An 18,403-nucleotide genomic window follows, 5' to 3' on the forward strand; every position below is an offset into this window, starting at 1 on the left:
CTTCAGTTCAAGAATTTCAACAGGTGGAAAACTTGCCTGCTGAAATAGTGCTCGTTACCCATTCCAGTGTGTCCCCGTATGTAATCATAGCCATGGGGCTCACCAGCGCCATAGAGTCTGCTGTGGCGATCGACGAATGCTTCAGCGTCGCCCGGAGACATACTGACGATGTCGGCCTTGCGTAGTCCGTCGAAGTCGCTGCCGGTAATCTTAAACCTGACGATTTCTACGTCGGCGCCCCGGCCTCGGAGACGTTCTGCGTACCTCAACGCCTCCTCCTCGGAACCCCACGAGTAGACGCCTTCCCCGTACTGACCTCTGATGTCCTCCGCGGGCCAGGGTTCACCGCCATTACGCAGGCGCTCCGCGTCCGCACGACTTTGCACGGTATGGAACTCGTGACACGGAGAAAGCCCGAGGGGGTCGGTCCAGGTGTGGGGGTTGTGGACATAGGTGTTGGGGTTGTCTGCGGGGGAGATGCCGAGAGGGTCGGGGGTGGTGTAGCGGGCGGTTTCGGGGTCGTAGTGGCGGAAGTAGTTGTAGTGGAGGCCTGTTTCGGGGTCGTAGTACTGGCCGGGAAAGCGGAGCGGTGTGTACGTGGTCCTGTTGGTCGCCCAGGCTGTTGTGCCCCACACGGTGCTGCGCGTGCGCCAGGCGATCTCGCCCTGTTCGTCTATGAGTTCGGTGGGTGTGCCGACGAGATCCGTGACGATGGCGAAGAAGCGGGAGTCGATCTCCTCCTGCGGAGCCTCGGTTGCGGTGATGCGTTCCCTCTGCGCGACCGGATGCAGGCCTTGGTGGTCCCAGGTCAGAGTGACCGGGTTCGGCAGGTCCGGGGACGTGGTGGTCTGTTCGCAGAGGGTCGTGCCGTCCCACGTGAAGTCGATGCGTTCGACGACTGTTTCGCCGTCGGGTGCGAGACGGAGCTTTGCTGTTCGGCGGCCCAGGGGGTCGTACGTGTAGCGCCAGAGGGTGCCGTCCGGGGTCGTCACCGAGGTGAGGCGGTCCTCCGCGTCCCATGCGTAGCGCCAGGTGTCCGGTTTGCGAGACAGGCGGGTCTTCTGGCGAAGGGTGGTGCGGCCCAGGGCGTCGTGTTCGTAGCGGACGTTGCCCGCGCGAGTGATGCGGGTGCCCACATGGGCGCGCTCTCCCACCGCCTCCTGGCCAGGGTGGCTGGACGGCCACGTCGCGGAGGTCTGGTTGCCTGCCTCGTCGTAGGCGTACGTCTCGGTCCAGTTCGCCGCGTGCACCGCCGTTACGCGGCCTGCCGCGTCCAGATTGAAGCGGCGGAAGCCGGAGAGTTGGTCGTCGATGCCGGTCAGGTTGCCGTCAGCGCGGTAGGTATACGTGCGCTGCTGGACCGTGCGGTCGCCCATGCCTGTTACCGATTGCGTGGTCAGGCGGCCCAGCGCGTCGAAAGTGTGGTCAAAGGTGATCAACTCGTCGACCTGGCGGGCCAGTTCGCGGCCCGCCTCGTCATATGTGAAGTCGACGGCGCGACCTGAAGCCACCATTCCCGTGCGGCGCCCAGCGGCGTCGTACGTCCACGTTGTGGTCGCGCCCTTGGGGGTGGCGCGGCTCGTTCTGCGGCCCAGTTCGTCGTAGGTGTAGGTCAGTTTCCTGCCGGCGACTGCCTCCGACGTCAACCGTCCGAGGTGGTCCCGCTGCAGCGTCAGCGTCGTGCCGTCTGGTCCTGTCGCCTGGGCGAGTTGGTCTGTGCCGTCGTACGTGTACGTCGTGACGCGGCCTGCAGCGTCCTTGCGGACGATCTGGCCCAGGGCGTTGCGCGCGAAGGAGACTGTCTGGCCGAGCGCGTTCGTACGGGACCGCAAGCCGCCCGCTGCGTCGTGCGTGTACGTGAGCGTGCGATCGTCGAAGTCCGTCTCGGATATGAGGCGGCCCACCGGATCGTAGGCATAACTCCAGGTCAGTCCCTGCGGGTTGCTGATCTTCGTCAGCCTGAGCTCGGTGTCGTGGTCGAAGGTGTAGCGCACTCCGTCCGGGCCGGTGCGAGCGGCAAGGAGGTCGAAGTGGGTGTACTCGTAGCGGGAGACCGCACCCATGGGGTCGGTGTGGCTGGTGCAGTTGCCCTCGCCGTCGTACGTCCAGGATTCCGTCGTTCCGTCGGGGGCGGTGCGCCGGGCGGGTTTGCCCTCCACCGTCCACTCCAGGCGGGTGAGCGCTCCCAACGGGTCCGTGATAGTGGCAGGACGGCCGAAAGTGTCACGTTCGTAGCGGGTCACGGCTCCCAGCGGGTCGGTGATCTCCAGCGGCAGGCCTGCCGCGTCGCACCGCACCTGCGTCGTCGCGCCCACCGCGTTGGTGACCGATGCCAGGTGCCCCACGGCGTCGTAGGTGAAGCGTGTGGTCGCTCCGGCGGCATCGGTCACCGCGGTGCGGTTGCCGCCCGCGTCGTACTCCTGCAGGGTGCGGCTGCCGTCCGGGTGGGAGACCACCACCGGCAGGCCCTGGTCGTTGTAGCCGATGCTGCTGTAGCGGCCGTCGGGGCGGACGACCATGATCGGGCGGCCTGACTTGTCGTAGGCGTAGCTGGTGGTGCGGCCGAGTGGGTCGGTGATGGTGATCGGGCGGTCGTTGCGGTCGTATGTGGTGCGGGTTGTCGCGCCGTCCGGGCCGGTCTCGGCGACCACGTGCAGCTGGTTGTTGATCAGGTAGCGGGTCGTGTGGCCGAGGGAATCGGTGCGCGTGGTGACCTGGTGGCCGGTCTCCGGGTCGGTGTCGTCGTAGGTGTACGTGTTGCGCAGGTGGCCCGCGTCGCCCGTCTGGAAGGTGCAGCGGTCCTGCTCGTCGTAGACGTAGCGGTACGTCGAGCCGTTCGTGTCCGTCCAGGAGGTGATCCGGGCCAGGTCGTCGCTGGTGAACCGGGTCGGGATGCCTGAGGAGTTGGTCACCGACGCCAGGTGGCCGTGCTCGTCGTAGCCGAAGCGGACTAGTTCGATGTCGCAGTCAGCGTCGGTGTCGGCCAGGTGCAGGGCGGTGATGCGCCCGCCCTCAGTGGTGATCTTCAGGTGGTAGCCGGCCGAGTGGGCGATGCCCGTGGGGGCGCCTTCGGAGTCGTAAGTGAAGGTGAGCCACTGGGTGCCCGAGCGGTCGGAGATCTGTTCCAGCAGCGCGATGCCGTTGCCGTCGCCGCCCGGGGCCGCGAAGTACCACGTGCGGCCGGATTCGGGGTCGGTGACGGTGTAGTCGCCCCATGCGTCGATGGTCAGCGGGTGGCGCTCACCGTCCTCGGGCAGCACCGGTACGGCGGGGGCGGGGTGAGGGTAGGCCAGCAGGGAGCCGTCCTCGCGGACGAAGATGACTCCCTCCGCGTCGACCTCCAGGCGCTGGTCCGCCGTGGAGGTCCAAGTGGCGCCGAACCAGCGGCCTGCCCGGTAGGACGACTCGAACTGCCGGGTGAAGACCAGGGGTAACTTGGCGGGGAGTGTCACATCGGTCTGCGGGAGGGCCATGCGGCCGGTGGCCATGTCGATGGGGTCGCCGCCGAAGGTCTTGCACCACAGCTTCCGGGCGAAGTCCCGCAGCCCGGCACCGACACTCCTGCGGGCAGCTCCCGTCGCCGCTCCCTTGGCCGCCCCCCGTAACGCACCCCGCCCCGCCGCCCCCGCTCCCTTGCCGCCGATCAGGTTCGAGGCGAGGTAGCCCATCGCGTCGCCGGGGTCGCTGCGCCAGCCGGTGCCGAGGATCGACATGGGGAGGCGTTCGGGGTGGGCGGCGGTGCCGACCAGGCCGGCGAGCAGCATGTTGGAGTTCTGCAACCACTCGCCGGGGTGGGTGAGGTTGTAGGAGTCCATCGGATTGACCGTGCGGGCCAGCTTCACCGCGTCCGCGCCGCCCTTGAGCAGACCGCCCAGCACATGGACCGAGTTGAGCTGGGCGCCCACGAAGGCGTCCGCGACGTTGGCGCCCACGCGGTCGGTGAACTCCGGCTTCGGCGGGGCCAGCTCCAGGGCGCCTGCCAGCCTGCGCTGCGCGTCCCGGGCGGCGCCGGTGCGCTGGCGGCGTGCCTCCTCCAGGATCTCCACAGCCTCCCGGCGGGCCGCCACCGACGGGTCGGTGAAGGTGCCCGGCTCGGTCGGGCGCGGGCCCGGGTTGCGGCCCGCCAGCGCGGCCGCGTTGTACCGCTCGGCCGCCTGGTTGAAAGCCTCCACCTTGGCGTTGTGCGCGTCCGCCGCCTGCCGGTACGCCTCCCGTGCAGTGCGGAAGGCCTCGATCGCCGTCTGCGCCTGCTGCTGCGCCCAGCGCACCGTGTCCGCGTACGCCTCCACAGCGCCGGCCGCCTCCGCGCACGCGTCCGCCGCCGCAAGCCACTGCTTGGGCTGCATGTCGAACTTCGCCCGGAAGGCATCCGCGGCCTCGCCCTCCCAGCCGCCGGAGTCCAGCTTCCGCAGTCCCTGGCCGACGCTGTCGAACGCCCGGGAGAAGTCGCGAAGGTGCCTGGCCCTCGCGTTCAGCGCCTCCGGGCTGCCATGGATGAGTTCCTTCGGGTCCTCGCTCTCCCCCAGCTCGCGTTCGGCGACATCGCCGCCCAGCCGGTTGTTCAGGCCCTCGCCGAAGTCGCGTACCCCCTCGGCCAGGCCGCCCGCGCCGACCGCCGACAGGCCGTCCGCCGCCCGGTCCGCACCCCAGTTGGCCGCCTCGCCGACGCCCCTCTTCGCGCTGTCAACGGCGCCCTCTATGCCGTCACCGAGACGGTCGGCCCAGTCCCCCACGCCCATCAGCCCTCATCCTCCTGAGCTGCTGAGGCCTGCGGTGGGCCGCCCCACTGCCAGTCCGTTCGCGGATCGAGCAGTGCGTCCGGAGTCACCGTCGACGTCGATATGTCCTCCCCCGCCTGCGCCCAGGCCTCCTGGGCCCCCTCCTGGCCCGCCAGAAAGGACCCGGCGCTGTAGTCCGCGTCCCCGGCGTGGGAGACGGCGTTGTCCTTGAACGTGTCCGACCAGGAACGTTGCTCGACCTCCTCCGGGGACAGGTAGGGGTTGCCCGCTGCCGCCGTCCACACCGTCTTCAGCGTGTTCGAGACGTACTCCTCCTGCTCGTGGTACAGCCCCGCCGACAGATTCAGCCGACCCGCGAACTCACTCGCGTCCCGCATCAGCGAGCGCACACCCCAGCCCCACCGCTCGCAGAAGTCGGCGAAAACCTGATGCAGGCTCGCGTCCCCCACCTCCAAGCCCGCCAGTTCCAGGTCGTCGAAGCCGCGCCCCAGGTTCGCCTCGATGTCGAAGCCCAACTCCTTGAGCTCGTCCATCGCCAGGTTGATGCCCCGGGTGATCTGCTCCAGCGCCTCCGCATCGACTCGGTAGCCGCCACCGCTGCCGCCCCCGCTCACACGCCCACGCCTTCGGCGTCCAGAGCCACCGCGTCCGGAACGATCCCCGCCACCGGAGGCAGCACCATCCCCGCGGCGCTCCCCGCGTCCACCGCGATCCCGACCTGCCCGCCCGCCTCCGGGATCACCTGGTCCAGCAGCCGCGCCCCGTACACCGGCACCCGCTCAGGCACCGCCTCACCCCGCGCCTCAGCGAACCGCGCCAACGCCGCGTCATCCGTGAACACCAGCAACCAGCGGATACCGCCCGCCTCGACCGACAGCAGCCCTTCGTCCACCACCGGCACCAGCACCTCACAGCGGCGGAACTCCCCCACCACCGCCCGTAGATCGCCCTGCCCGGCCGCCGCCAGATCCGCCAGCCGCCCCCGCAACGCCCCCGCGCCCACTACGGCCACCCCCGTCGACCCTCACGCGCTCATCGCACAAACGGTCGACCACCTTATCCAGTCGGGCCCTGGGGAGCACGACAGATCTCGGCCCCGCTGCAGGTGTTTCTCAGGACCTGCCCTCACCCCATGGGGCGGTAGTACTGCAACACCGGGAGCAGTTGGGCGAACCACTCCTGGAGCCGGTCGCGGCCCTTCGCGTCGACCACGCACTCGTAGAAGCGGCCGTCGACGTGGGCGACGCCCATGACGAGTGCCTTGTTGTTGGGGCTCGGTTTGTAGTGGACGCTGCGGACCTCGTGCCAGGGGAAGTCGACGCTCGCGCCGTGGTCCTCGAAGGAGACTCCGGAGGCGTCGACGACGATGGAGTTGTGGGCGTCCACGGCCAGGAACTCCGGGCCCTCGGGCGCGGTCGGCTGGGCCGGCGGACCAGCGGGCGCGGCGGCCGGGTACGGGGCGTACGGGTGAGGTGGTGGCGGACCGTAGGCCTGGTGCGGCTGGGCGGGCGGTTGCGTGTACGGCTGGGCCGGTGGTGGGGGCGGGGGCGCCGGCGCGTACGGCTGCCCCGGTGGTGGGGGCGGGGGCGCGTACGGCTGGGCGGGTGGTGCGTACGGCGGGGGCGGAGGGCCGAAGCCGGGGGGCGGCGGGGGTGACGGCTGTGGCGACGCCGGTGGGGGCGGTGGCTGTGGCGACGGTTGTGGGTCCTGCTCCGGCTGCTGCATCGTCGTGCGTCCCCCTGCGCATCTGTCCTGGTGCCTGGTGTCGTCGGCGTGATCCACGACGCACCGTATCCCTGCCTGCCGGTGAAACATTCCCCGGGGTCCACCGCATTAAAGAAGTCGAGCGGTGCCACGAGCCCACACGAACCAGGGGGAACGCATGAGACACGTCCGCGCGGAGGGCTATCCGGAGTTCGCGGCGGCGCGCGCTGGGCACCTCTACCGGTCCGCCTGTCTGCTGACCGGCGGTGACACCCATCTCGCCGAGGACCTCGTGCAGGAGACGCTCGGGCGGCTGTACGCGCGGTGGGGGCGGGTGTCACGGGTCGGGAATCCGGCCGGGTACGCGCAGACCGTGCTCACCCGTACGTTCCTCGCTCACCAGCGGCGGCGCAGCAGTACCGAGCGGGCCATCGACGTGTTCCCCGACCTGCCCGACCCACGCGGTGCCGACACTCCCCTGCGGCTCACCCTCGTCGAGGCGCTGGGCCGGCTGCCCGCCAAGGACCGGGCCGTGGTCGTTCTGCGGTACTGGGAGGACCGTTCCGTCGAGGAGACCGCCGACGCCATGAACGCCAGCTCGGCCGCCGTACGCACCCGCTGCGTCCGCGCCCTCGCCCGGCTCCGGGAGCTGCTCGGCGAGGACCTCGCCGAGTACGCGACGCCCTGACCGGCCTCGGCACATCCCATTCCACTCCACCCACGCCTCCAACCCGCCCACGTACGCCTCCCAGAAACGGTGGTTCGCGATGCCCGTCGAACTTCACGAGGACCCCTTCGAGCACCGGCTCGGCGACGCCCTGCGTCAGGCCGGTGGAGCCTTCGAGGCCAACGGCGCCGCCCTGGTCGCCGGCGGCGAGGTGCGGGGACGCAGGTTGCTGCGGCGGCGCCGGGCCACCGTCGCGGGAGGTGTCGCCGGCGTCGCGCTCGCGGGGGTCGGCGGGGCGCTGCTCGTGCCCGGGGGCGGGAGCGGCGACGGCGGGTCCGTGGCGGCCGCCCCGACGGCGAAGCCGTCCGCATCCGCATCCGCCTCCGCCTCCCCCGGGCCGTCCAGGCCGTCCCGGCCGATGTCGGGCGAGGAACTGCTCCGCACGCTCAAGCGCCTGCTTCCCGAAGGAGAGTTCAGCGACGAGGACTCCCGCGGAACCGGCGCGGCGTTCGGTCCCTACGCGCGTCTCGTCTACGACGACGGCAAGGGCGCGGCCGCGATCGGTATCAGCCTCGGCCGGGTCGAGCCGGGCAGCCAGCAGGCCCGTCAGGTGACCACGTGCCCGGCCAAGGAGCTCGTTCCGCACGACGCCTGCTCCACGAGCCGGCTCCCCGACGGCTCGCTGCTCATGCTCTTCCAGGGCTACGAGTATCCGGACCGCCGCGTGGACACCAAGCGGTGGAACGCCGAGCTCGTCACCCCGGAAGGGCACCACGTCTCGCTGAACGAGTGGAACGCCGAGGCCGAGAAGGACGCCCCGGTCACCCGGCCGGACCCGCCGCTCTCCACGGCGCAACTCAAGGAGGTCGTCACCGCCGAGGACTGGCGTACGGCTGTCGATGCCGTTCCAGAGGAAACAGAGGCCCCGAAGGAGCCGACGGCCTCCGCGACCTCGCCCGCCGAGCCTCCGGCCGCCGACGGTCAGGCGATCCAGAAGACGCTCATCGGCCTGCTGCCCAAGGACGTCAAGGTCGTGTCGAAGGGGGGTCAGGAGGGCGAGTACGGCTTTGTCGTCGTCGACGACGGCAAGGGCGCGACCTTCGTGCAGATCAATGTGCAGCCCGGCATGTCCGACGTCGAGAGCGAGCTCTTCGGGCCCGACGCCGAGGTCCTGCCGGACGGCACCAAGGTGACCACACGGCAGGGCCAGGGCGACGACAAGGGCACGGGTCTCGTCATGTGGACCGTCGACACCATCCGCACCGACGGCCTGCGGGTCGTGGTGAGCGCCTTCAACTCCGGCTCACAGAAGACCGCCCCGACCCGCGACACCCCCGCCCTCACCATGGGGGACCTCAGGAAGATCGCCACGAGTGAGCAGTGGGAGCGGCTCGTCCGCACCGGCTGATCAGAAGAACTCGGCCCAGGGCTGGTCCCAGATCTGCTTCACGCACAGCACCACGAACAGCACGCCCGCGACCGCGAGCATCGCGTTGCTCAGCGGCCCGTTGCGCCACTCGCGCGGGGTGCGGTCGGAGTTGAGGAGCCAGATCAGGGTGAGGGCGAGGAAGGGGAGGAAGGCCGCGCCCAGGACGCCGTAGATGATGACCAGACGGAAGGGCTGGCCCTGGAAGAGCAGCACCATGGGCGGGAAGGTCAGCCACAGCAGGTACGCGCGGAACGGCCACGACCGCTCCCGCTGGCCCGACGCGACCTCCTCGCCCTTCAGTTCGCCGCCGCGGGTGCTGTAGCGCGCCACGAAGTCGGCGAACATCAGGCTCACCCCGTGCCAGACGCCGATCAGCGAGGTGTAGGAGGTGGCGAAGAAGCCGATCAGGAAGAACTTCGCGGTGGCCGGGCCGTACTCGTCCTCCAGGATGTCGCCGAGCTGGATGAGGCCCTTGTCGCCGCTCGCGATGGCGATGTTCGCGGAGTGCAGCAGTTCCGCGCCGACGAAGAGCATCGCGATCACGAAGATGCCGGTCGTGGCGTACGCGACCCGGTTGTCGAGGCGCATGATCTTCATCCAGCCCGTGTCCGTCCAGCCCTTGGCGTTGACCCAGTAGCCGTACGCGGCGAGCGTGATGGTGCCGCCGACGCCGCCGATCAGGCCGAGGGTGTTGAGGATGGAGTCCTTCTCGTCGGGCAGGACGGGGAGGAGGCCCGCGAGGGCGTCGGGGAGGTTCGGGGTGACGCGGATGGCCAGGTAGACCGTCACCACGAACATGACGCCCACCAGGACCGTCATGACCTTCTCGAAGACGGCGTACTTGTTGAACCAGACGAAGACCAGACCGGTCAGACCGCAGGCGATGGCCCACCACTTGAGGTCCATGACGTCGGGGAACAGCGCCTGCAACGGCAGCGCGCTCGACGACATCGCGGCCGCGCCGTACACGAAGCCCCAGATCACGACGTAGACGGCGAAGAACCACGTGGTCCAGCGGCCGATGCTCGCCCAGCCGTCGAAGAGGGTGCGGCCGGTGGACAGGTGCCAGCGGCCCGCCGCCTCGGCGAGGGAGATCTTGACGAGACAGCCGATCACCGCGGCCCACAGCAGGGTGTAGCCGAAGTTGCTGCCCGCGATGAGGGTCGCCACCAGGTCGCCGGCGCCGACGCCGGTCGCGGCGACGACGATGCCGGGGCCGATGTACTTCCAACTGGTCTTTCGGGGGGCTGAAGTGGGCTTTTCTGTCGCTGTGTTGTCCGTGGTGTCCGCCATGCCGATCAAGAAAGCGTAAAGCGGACGACGGCACAAGAGGGCGTACGGTGAAGGAAATCGGCCGCGGGGCCGGTCGCGGGGCACGACCGTGGGGCCGGCCGCCCGACCGTGGGGCCGGCCGCCGGACCGACCGTGGGGCCGGTCGCCGGACCACGTCACACACGTTGGTCCGGCGACGGGGCCGATGGAGGCTCGCCCCCGAAGCGGGCCGGAGTTCCCGGGCTACGGCCGTCGCCCGCCGCAGCCGCCCAGCCCGCACGTGGCGAGTTCGAACCAGACGGTCTTGCCCGGCCCGTCCTGGTGGCAGCCCCAGCGCCCCGCGAGCGCGTCCACCAGGAACATTCCCCGGCCTCCCTCCGACGTCTCCTTGACCCGGCGCACCCGGGGACTGCGCCGGTCGGCGTCGGACACCTCGCAGCGCAGCACGCCGTGCGCGGCCGACAGTGTCAGCCGCAACCGGCTCCGGGCGTGCACCAGGGCGTTGGTCACGAGTTCGCTGACGAGGAGTTCCGCGGTCTCGCTCTGTTCGGTGAGTCCCCAGAACTCCAGTTGTCTGCGGACCTCCGCGCGGGCCCGGCCGGCCGCGGAGGGACAGGAGTCGTACTCGACGCTTCGATGGCCGGCGCCCGGCGGCAACGGGGAGAGTGTGCCGAACCGAGGGCCGTGGTCGGAGAGTTGCCGTTCGTGTGCCTCGTATCCCACGGAAAGTCGCAGCATGCGTTCAGGGTGCGCTTGTCCGGTGTCCGGCGTCCGGCGCACGGGAGGAATACATGCTTCCGTGTGTACGCGTACCGCCGACGCCTGGACTGTGGTGGCAAGCCCGGCCATTTTCCGAGCAGTTCAGGCCAACAGAGGCGCACCAAAAACACCCCCGCTCTTGACCTGCCCATGCCACCCCCGCACGATGAGCGCCACACCCGCACCAGAAGTCGTACGTCGTGCCGAACCACCCCCCGCTCCACACCCCCGGAGAACCTAGGAGACTTCATGCGACTCCGCATACGCGACCGCGGCAGACCAGGTCGCCGCTCCGCCGCCCTCATCGGCCTGCTGGCCCTCGCCCTCGCGGCCCCCGTCGCCGCGACGGCCTCCACCGACGCCGCGGCGACCAGCGCGCAGCGCCCCTCGGCCTCGGCGGACGACATCCGCCAGTACGAGGTCCGCATGCAGTCGAACGTCGAGTCCCGCACCGCGCTCCAGCGGGCCGGCGTGAGCGTGGACGACGCCGACGACCACAGCGTCTTCATCTCGGGCCGTGCCGACCAGATCAAGAAGCTGAAGCAACAGGGCTACGACGTCACGCCGCTGGGTGCGGTGCCCGACCGTTCCGGCGGCGAGGACGACGTACGGCTCTTCGACTTCCCCTCGGCCGACTCGCGCTACAACAACTACGCCGAGATGAACGCGCAGATCAACCAGCGGATCGCGGCGTACCCGAACATCATGAGCAAGCGCGTGATCGGCAAGTCGTACGAGGGCCGGGACATCATCGCGGTCAAGATCAGTGACAATGTCGCGAGCGACGAGTCCGAGCCCGAGGTGCTGTTCACGGCCCAGCAGCACGCCCGTGAGCACCTCACCGTCGAGATGGCGCTGTATCTGATCCGTGAGCTCGGCGCCGGTTATGGGTCCGACTCCCGGGTCACCAACATGGTGAACAACCGCGAGATCTGGATCGTCCCGACACTCAACCCGGACGGCAGCGAGTACGACATCGCCACCGGGTCGTACCGCTCGTGGCGCAAGAACCGCCAGCCCAACAGCGGTTCGTCGGCCGTCGGTACGGACCTGAACCGGAACTGGAACTACCGGTGGGGCTGCTGCGGCGGGTCCTCCGGGTCCACGTCCTCGGAGACCTACCGCGGTCCGTCCGCCGAGTCCGCGCCCGAGGTGAAGGTCGTCGCCGACTTCGTGCGCAGCCGGGTCGTCGGCGGTGTGCAGCAGATCAAGGCGGGCATCGACTTCCACACCTATAGCGAGCTGGTGCTCTGGCCGTTCGGGTACACCACCGCCGACACCACCACCGGGATGACGGCGGACGACCGCAACGCGTTCGCGACCGTCGGCCAGAAGATGGCCGCCAGCAACGGGTACACGCCCGAGCAGTCCAGCGACCTCTACATCACGGACGGCTCGATCGACGACTGGCTGTGGGGCAACCAGAAGATCTTCGGCTACACCTTCGAGATGTATCCGTCGTCGGCCGGCGGGGGCGGTTTCTACCCGCCCGACGAGGTCATCGAGCGGGAGACGTCCCGGAACCGGGACGCGGTGCTGCAACTGCTGGAGAACGCGGACTGTATGTACCGGTCCATCGGCAAGGAGGCCCAGTACTGCGGGTGACGCTCCGCTGAAGGCCGGTCGTTGAGGTGGCGGGGAACTGCGGGTCCGTTGTGGCTGGTCGCGCAGTTCCCCGCGCCCCTTACGGGGCGCTCTCCTGCGTGTCGGCCGCGTCGTCCTCCCTCTCGGCCGCGCCCTCCTCGAAGTACGCGTCCAGCACCCCGTCCAGCTGCGACTCCCACTCCTCGAAGCGGCTCCTGGACGTCGCCTCGATCTCGATCGGGTACCAGCGACGGTCGGGGGTGTGCACCGTCACCGTGAACCGCTTCCCGAAGCGCGGGGTCTCGGTCTCCAGGGCGCCGATCTCGTCCCAGCGGAACTCGCAGTACTGGTCGTCCAGGGAGAGCCGTACGCCCTTGTGGTCCGCCACGATCTTCGCGCGGCGGTCGGATGCCTCGAAGACGGGACCGCCGGGGGCTTCCGCCTCGGCTTCCTCCGCCTCGGCTTCCCCCTCTTCGGTCTCCTCGGTCTCCTCGGCCTCCGCGGGCTTGTCGGCGTCCTCGGGCTTCTCGGCTTCGGCCGAGGTCTTCTCGGCTTCGGCCGAGGGCTCCTCGGGTGCCTTGTCCTCGACCGGGGGGTCCTTCGGTTCGCCGGACACGGGTGAGGTGAGCCCGGGGATGAAGGCCGGGTCGAATCCGGCGCCTTCCAGGGGCTGGCTGCTCGAACCTATGCGCTGCTCCACAGCGGGCAGTATGGTCGACGATCCTGTGCCTGGCACAGCCAGCCCCTGGTTCGTTACACGCATTACACGCGTCACCGGGCGTCAGCAGGAGTCACACGAAGAAGCTCAAGACCCCTGCCACCGCGAAACCGGCCACCGACAGCACCGTCTCCAGCACCGTCCAGGACTTCAGCGTGTCGCGTTCGCTGATGCCGAAGTACTTGGCGACCATCCAGAAGCCGCCGTCGTTGACGTGCGAGGCGAAGATGGAGCCCGCCGAGATCGCCATGATGACGAGGGCGATGAAGGCCTGGGAGTGGTCGCCCTCCGAGAGCAGCGGCGCGACGATGCCCGCCGTCGTGACGATCGCGACCGTCGCCGAGCCCTGGGCCACGCGCAGGACCACGGAGATCAGATACGACAGGACGATCACCGGGAGGCCCACGTCGTTGAACGTGTCCGAGAGTGCCTGGGCGACACCGCTGCCCTTGAGGACCGCGCCGAAGACACCGCCGGCGCCGACGACGAGCAGGATGTTGCCGACCGGCTTGAGGGAGGCGGTGGACACCGTCTCCAGGGACTTGCGGGACCAGCCGCGCCGGATGCCGAGCAGGTAGTACGCCAGGAACAGGGCGATCGTGAGCGCCACGAAGGGGTTGCCGAAGAACTCGATCACGGAACGTCCCGTGGACGGGTCCAGCGCGATCGAGGAGAACGTGGCGGCGAGGATCAGGACCAGCGGCGTACCGATGATGGCGAGCACCGTGGCGAGCGGCACCGGCTTCTCCTGGGGCTCGGCACCGGACGCGCGCTGCTCGTCGAGCACGGCCTGCCTGGCCTCGGCCGCCGCCTCCACCATGTCCTGCGGTACGGCGACGAAGATGCGCCGGCCGATCCAGGCCGAGTACGCCCAGGCGGCGATCACGGCCGGGATGCCGCAGACGATGCCCATGAGGATGACCCAGCCGAGGTCCACCTTGAGGAGTCCGGCGGCGGCCACCGGGCCGGGATGCGGGGGCAGGAAGGCGTGGGTCACGGACAGGCCCGCGAGCAGCGGCATGCAGTACAGCAGGATCGACTTGCCGGAGCGCTTGGCGGCGGCGTAGACGATCGGCGCGAGGACGAAGATGCCGACGTCGAAGAAGACCGGGATACCGAAGATCAGGCCCGTGAGGCCCATGGCGAGAGGGGCGCGCTTCTCGCCGAAGAGGTTCAGGAGGCGGGACGCCAGGACCTCCGCGCCGCCGCTCACTTCGAGGATCGCACCGAGCATGGTGCCCAGGCCGATGATGATCGCGACGTGGCCGAGGATGCCGCCCATGCCGGACTCGATGGTGGACACCGCGTCCGACTTCTGGACCGTGCCGAAGAGTTCGGTGACGGACAGACCCGCCGCCAGGCCGACGGCTATGGAGACCGCGAGGAGGGCCACGAACGGCTGGAGTCTGACCTTGATGATCAGCACGAGGAGCAGCACGATCCCGAGGGCCGCGACCGTGAGGAGTCCGGCGGTGCCGTCGATGAACGTGAGGATGCCGCCGGTGTGGGGTGGTGTCTCGGGGGCGGTCGCGGCGAGGAGCAAGGCTGTTGGGGACATCGCGGGGGACCTCTTCGTAAGTGCATGGTGCTCTTGGGTAGGGGGTATCGCGGTGCGGCGGCCCGTGCGGGGAGTGGGCGCCGCACCGTGACGGCGTACGGAGTGCGGAAGTCGAGAGGGTGTCAGCCGAGGACGGCCAGGGCGTCGATCTCGATGAGGAGGCCCGCGGGCAGACCGACGTAGACGGTGGTCCGGGCGGCAGGCGGCTGGGTGAGACCCTGCTCCTCGAAATACTGGTTGTAGATCGCGTTCATCTCGGCGAAGTGGTCCACGTCCGTGAGGTAGACGCGGATCATCATCACGTCGTCCCAGCCGGCGCCGCCCTCTTCGAGGATCGCCTTGACGTTGGCGAGGGTCTGGAGGGTCTGCTCGCGCAGGGTGGGCCCGGCGGGCGTCGGGGGCTTGCCCTCCTCGGCCGGCAGGAAGCCGACCTGGCCGGCGACCTGGAGGATGTTGCCCTTCTTCACGCCGTGCGAGAACTTCGCGGGCGGGGTGGTGTGGGTCTTCGGGGTGAGTGCGATCTTCTCGGTCATACGGGGTCCTCTGTCTTTTCGGTGCCGGTCATACAGGGGTGGTCTTGGTCATACGGGGTCGATCTCGTCCATGCCGGTTCGGTCCCGGTCATACCGGGTCCTTCACCGGGCTCCTGCCCGAGTACTCGCGGCTGATGGCCTCGGCGGTGCGGCGCACCAGGGGGAGCAGGGTGAGGAGTTCGTCGCCGGTGACGACGACGTTCGGGGCCGAGACGGACATCGCGGCGACGACCCGGCCGTCGGTGCCGCGGACGGGGGCGCCGACACAGTTGATGGACTCCTCGTGGCCGCCGAGGTCGGTGGCCCAGCCCTGTTCGCGCACCCGCTCCAGCTCCTTGAGGAACGCGGCCGCGTTGGGCGTCGAACGGGGCGTGTAGAGGGGGTAGTCGAGCTTGTCGGCGAGGGCGCGGCGCTCGGCCTCGGGGAGGTCGGCGAGGAGCAGTTTGGCGACGGCCGCGACAGTGATCGCGACGGGTTTGCCGATCCGGGAGTACATGCGCACCGGGTAGCGGCTCTCCACCTTGTCGATGTAGAGGACCTCGTTCTCCTCGTGGACCGCGAGGTGGACGGTGTGGCCGCACTCCTCGTTGAGGCGTACGAGGTGGGGGTGGGCGATCTCGCGGATGTCGAGGTTCTCGACGGCTTCCTGGGCGAGGGCGAAGAGGCGGGCGCCGAGGCGGTAGCGCTGGTCGGACTGGCGGTAGACGAGGCCGTGTTCGTGGAGCGTGCGGAGAAGGCGCAGGGCGGTCGACTTGTGGACGCCGAGGCGGTCGGCGACCTGGCCCAGGTCGGCGGGGCCCTCCGCCAGCAGCGGCAGGATGCTGAGAGCGCGGTCGACGGTCTGGCTCATGGGTGGTGTACCTCCTCCTGGGCCCGCGTGACGGGTGTGGTCGTCCAGCCGGGGCCGAGACGAAGTGTCCCCCACGTCGCGTCGTCCAGGGCGGCCAGGCGGTCGGCGTGGTCGCGGGCGGGGGGTGTGCCGAGGTCGCCGTGCACCGTGAGCGCGGCGGCGGCCATGAGGTGCCCGTGGCGAAGGCGTGCCCGTGCGGGGAGGTCCCGCAGCGTGGCCGACAGGAATCCGGCGGCGAAGGCGTCTCCGGCGCCCACGGGGGCGACGACGTCCACGTGGAGGGAGGGGGCGAACGTGATCGTGTCGTCGGTGGCGGGGCGCGGGTGCTGTGCGTGCTCGTTGCGCTCGGTGCCTTCGTTGCGCTCGTTGCGCTCGTTGCGCTCGAACAGGGTGGCGCCTTGCGTGCCCTGCTTCACCACGAGCACCCGGGGTTCGGGGAGGGCGTCCCGGATGGCCCGGGGGCCGGCGTCGAGGCCCCAGGCGGCCGCCGCCTCGTCGGAGCCGACGAACACGATGTCGGCGCGGCGGGCGAGGTCGAGGAGGAGGCGTGGGCCGTCGGGGTCGCGCCACAGGCTGGTGCGGAAGTTGACGTCGAAGGAGACGAGCGGGCGGCCGGGGCTGGGCGCGGTCAGTTCCCGGAGCAGGGCGAGGCAGCTGTCGGACAGGGCCGCCGTGATCCCGGAGAGGTGCAGGACGCGGCCCGCCCGCACCGCCGCGAGGTCGACGTTCCCCACGGCCATCGCGGACGCCGCCGAGCCCGCGCGGTAGTACGCCACCTCGTGCGCGTCTCCGTCCCGGTCCTCCGCCGTACGGAAGTACACGCCCGTGGGGCGCTCCGGATCCCGTCGTACGGCCGAGACGTCCACGCCGTACCCGCCGATGGCCTCGACGAGGTGGTCACCGAACCCGTCGGCCCCCACGCGGCTCACCCACCGCACAGCGTGCCCGGCGGCGGCGAGCACACAGGCGACGTTGGACTCCGCTCCCCCGATCCCCCGCTCGAAGGAGGGGACATCGGCGAGGCGGCCCGGCCGGGTGGGAAGGAAGGTGACCATGGACTCACCGAGCGCCACTACGTCGACGACGGGTCGGTTGGTGGTCACACGGGCTCCTTGTCGGTCCTGGGCCAACAGCTCCCGTTGACCCGGTGTTGGCTGGGATGTTAGACAGCAGTGAGCGACATACGCAATGGCCGTTGCAGATATCGCAATACGCCTGATCAGGGAGGCTCCATGGGTGCGGAAGCCAGCACCGACGCCAGTACCGACGTACGGACCGAAGCCCTCGCCCGCCTCGCCGCCGAGCGCGTCGGCCACCGTTTCAAGGGCCTCCCCCCGGATACCGCCGGTCTGACCGTCGCCGAGCTCGCGGCCGAGCGCCGCAACCTCTTCACCGGTGGCTTCACCACCCCGGTGCTCGCCCTCTCCGCCGAGCGCCTGGAGCACAACCTCGCGCTCATGGAGACGTACGCGGCCCGTCACGGACTCGCGTTCGCACCGCACGGCAAGACGTCCATGGCCCCGCAGCTCTTCTGGCAGCAGATCGACCGCGGCGCGTGGGGCATCACGCTCGCGGTTCCCCATCAGGTGCGCGTGGCACGGGAGTTCGGGATCGGGCGGATCTTCCTCGCGAACGAGGTGGTCGACGAGGCCGCGCTGAAGTGGATCGCCGGGGAGCTGACCGCCGACCCCGCCTTCCGGCTCGTCTGTTACGTCGACTCCGTGCGCGGGGTCGAGTTGATGGACGCGGCGCTGTGCGGTGTCGCCTCCCGCCCGCTGGACGTGGTCGTCGAGCTGGCCGCCGGTGAGGGGGCGCGTACCGGGGTGCGGACCGAGGCGGAGTGCGCGGCGGTGGCGGACGCGGTGGCGGCCGTGCCCACGCTGCGGCTGGTGGGCGTGGCCGGTTACGAGGGCGAGGTGCCCCGGGCGGACCCGGAGCGGGTGCGGGCCTGGCTGCGGCGGCTCACCGCGCTGGCGGCGGACTTCGACAAGGCCGGGCGGTTCGCGGGGCTGGACGAGATCGTGGTGAGCGCGGGCGGCAGCGCCTGGTTCGACGCGGTGGCGGACGTGTTCGCCGAGCTCCCCGAACTGTCGCTGCCGGTGCTGAAGTTGCTGCGGTCCGGGGCGTATGTCTCGCACGACGCGGGCCACTACCGGCGCGTGACCCCGTTCAACCGGGTCCCCGAAGAGGGTTCCCTTCACCCCGCGTTCCGCCTCTGGGCGCAGGTGGTGTCCCGCCCCTCCCCCGAGCAGGCCTTCGTCAACGCGGGCAAGCGGGACGCGGCGTACGACCTGGATCTGCCCGTGGCGGAGACGGTCCGCCGTGCCGGGGCCGAGCATCCCGCCACCGGCGTCACGGTCACGTCCCTCTCCGACCAGCACGCCTGGATCGCCACGGCTCCCGAGGCGGACCTCCGGGTGGGAGACTGGCTGGCGCTGGGGCTGTCCCATCCCTGCACGTCCTTCGACAAGTGGCAGCTGATCCCCGTGGCCGAGGCGGACGGCACGGTCGTCGACTACGTCCGCACGTTCTTCTAGAGCTGTAGAGCTGTAGAGAGAGCTATAGGGCCTTTAGGGCCTTGGGAGGCGTT

At 70.0% G+C, this 18,403-nt stretch carries 15 protein-coding genes; 4 read left to right on the plus strand and 11 right to left on the minus strand.

The window, feature by feature from the left end:
- Positions 1 to 2 precede the first annotated feature (2 nt).
- The 4 genes from IE262_RS10835 to IE262_RS10850 form a co-directional block, all read right to left on the minus strand.
- A complete protein-coding gene (locus tag IE262_RS10835; RefSeq protein ID WP_189873139.1) occupies positions 3 to 4,739 on the minus strand; it encodes a putative T7SS-secreted protein in 4,737 nt (1,578 codons plus the stop codon).
- Positions 4,739 to 5,353 (minus strand): hypothetical protein, encoded by a 615-nt coding sequence (locus tag IE262_RS10840; RefSeq protein WP_134029235.1) that lies wholly within the window; start codon positions 5,351 to 5,353, stop codon positions 4,739 to 4,741. The genes IE262_RS10835 and IE262_RS10840 overlap by 1 nt, the downstream gene beginning before the upstream one ends.
- Positions 5,350 to 5,751: an SseB family protein gene (locus IE262_RS10845; RefSeq protein WP_308432733.1), complete on the minus strand. Its 402-nt coding sequence runs from the start codon at positions 5,749 to 5,751 to the stop codon at positions 5,350 to 5,352. The genes IE262_RS10840 and IE262_RS10845 overlap by 4 nt, the downstream gene beginning before the upstream one ends.
- A gap of 113 nt (positions 5,752 to 5,864) precedes the next feature.
- Positions 5,865 to 6,464 carry a hypothetical protein gene (locus tag IE262_RS10850; RefSeq protein WP_189873141.1) on the minus strand — a complete coding sequence of 200 codons (600 nt, stop codon included), beginning with the start codon at positions 6,462 to 6,464 and terminating at the stop codon, positions 5,865 to 5,867.
- A gap of 157 nt (positions 6,465 to 6,621) precedes the next feature.
- On the opposite strand from IE262_RS10850, the gene IE262_RS10855 reads away from it, so the two are divergent.
- The gene (locus IE262_RS10855; protein ID WP_134029233.1) at positions 6,622 to 7,131 is read left to right on the plus strand and encodes a SigE family RNA polymerase sigma factor; all 510 of its coding nucleotides are present in this window, start codon (positions 6,622 to 6,624) and stop codon (positions 7,129 to 7,131) included.
- Positions 7,132 to 7,210: 79 nt separating this feature from the next.
- Positions 7,211 to 8,518: a hypothetical protein gene (locus tag IE262_RS10860; protein ID WP_189873143.1), complete on the plus strand. Its 1,308-nt coding sequence runs from the start codon at positions 7,211 to 7,213 to the stop codon at positions 8,516 to 8,518.
- On the opposite strand, the gene IE262_RS10865 is transcribed toward IE262_RS10860, so the two are convergent.
- Both IE262_RS10865 and IE262_RS10870 read right to left on the minus strand, forming a co-directional pair.
- Entirely contained in the window at positions 8,519 to 9,832 is a 1,314-nt protein-coding gene (locus tag IE262_RS10865) for an Nramp family divalent metal transporter (RefSeq protein ID WP_189873145.1), read from the minus strand. It lies immediately after the preceding gene.
- A 222-nt stretch (positions 9,833 to 10,054) separates the two neighbouring features.
- Positions 10,055 to 10,549: an ATP-binding protein gene (locus tag IE262_RS10870; protein ID WP_229877206.1), complete on the minus strand. Its 495-nt coding sequence runs from the start codon at positions 10,547 to 10,549 to the stop codon at positions 10,055 to 10,057.
- Between the two features lie 270 nt (positions 10,550 to 10,819).
- Between IE262_RS10870 and IE262_RS10875 the strand changes: the two genes are divergently transcribed.
- Positions 10,820 to 12,175: a M14 family metallopeptidase gene (locus tag IE262_RS10875; protein WP_189873147.1), complete on the plus strand. Its 1,356-nt coding sequence runs from the start codon at positions 10,820 to 10,822 to the stop codon at positions 12,173 to 12,175.
- A 79-nt stretch (positions 12,176 to 12,254) separates the two neighbouring features.
- Here IE262_RS10875 and IE262_RS10880 read toward each other — a convergent pair whose 3' ends face one another.
- The 5 genes from IE262_RS10880 to IE262_RS10900 form a co-directional block, all read right to left on the minus strand.
- The gene (locus tag IE262_RS10880) at positions 12,255 to 12,854 is read right to left on the minus strand and encodes a hypothetical protein (RefSeq protein WP_189873149.1); all 600 of its coding nucleotides are present in this window, start codon (positions 12,852 to 12,854) and stop codon (positions 12,255 to 12,257) included.
- A gap of 91 nt (positions 12,855 to 12,945) precedes the next feature.
- Positions 12,946 to 14,430: a GntP family permease gene (locus tag IE262_RS10885; protein ID WP_134029221.1), complete on the minus strand. Its 1,485-nt coding sequence runs from the start codon at positions 14,428 to 14,430 to the stop codon at positions 12,946 to 12,948.
- Positions 14,431 to 14,552: 122 nt separating this feature from the next.
- Positions 14,553 to 14,963, minus strand: a complete 411-nt coding sequence (locus IE262_RS10890; protein WP_134029219.1) for a RidA family protein — start codon at positions 14,961 to 14,963, stop codon at positions 14,553 to 14,555.
- Between the two features lie 88 nt (positions 14,964 to 15,051).
- Positions 15,052 to 15,813 (minus strand): IclR family transcriptional regulator, encoded by a 762-nt coding sequence (locus IE262_RS10895; RefSeq protein WP_189873151.1) that lies wholly within the window; start codon positions 15,811 to 15,813, stop codon positions 15,052 to 15,054.
- On the minus strand, positions 15,810 to 16,868 hold the full coding sequence (locus tag IE262_RS10900; protein ID WP_189873568.1) for a sugar kinase: 1,059 nt from the start codon (positions 16,866 to 16,868) through the stop codon (positions 15,810 to 15,812). Before IE262_RS10900 ends, IE262_RS10895 begins: the two co-directional genes overlap by 4 nt.
- A gap of 177 nt (positions 16,869 to 17,045) precedes the next feature.
- Between IE262_RS10900 and IE262_RS10905 the strand changes: the two genes are divergently transcribed.
- Entirely contained in the window at positions 17,046 to 18,350 is a 1,305-nt protein-coding gene (locus IE262_RS10905; RefSeq protein ID WP_189873153.1) for an alanine racemase, read from the plus strand.
- Positions 18,351 to 18,403: the final 53 nt, after the last annotated feature.

The organism is Streptomyces bluensis (genome assembly GCF_014650715.1).
GTDB lineage: Bacteria > Actinomycetota > Actinomycetes > Streptomycetales > Streptomycetaceae > Streptomyces > Streptomyces bluensis.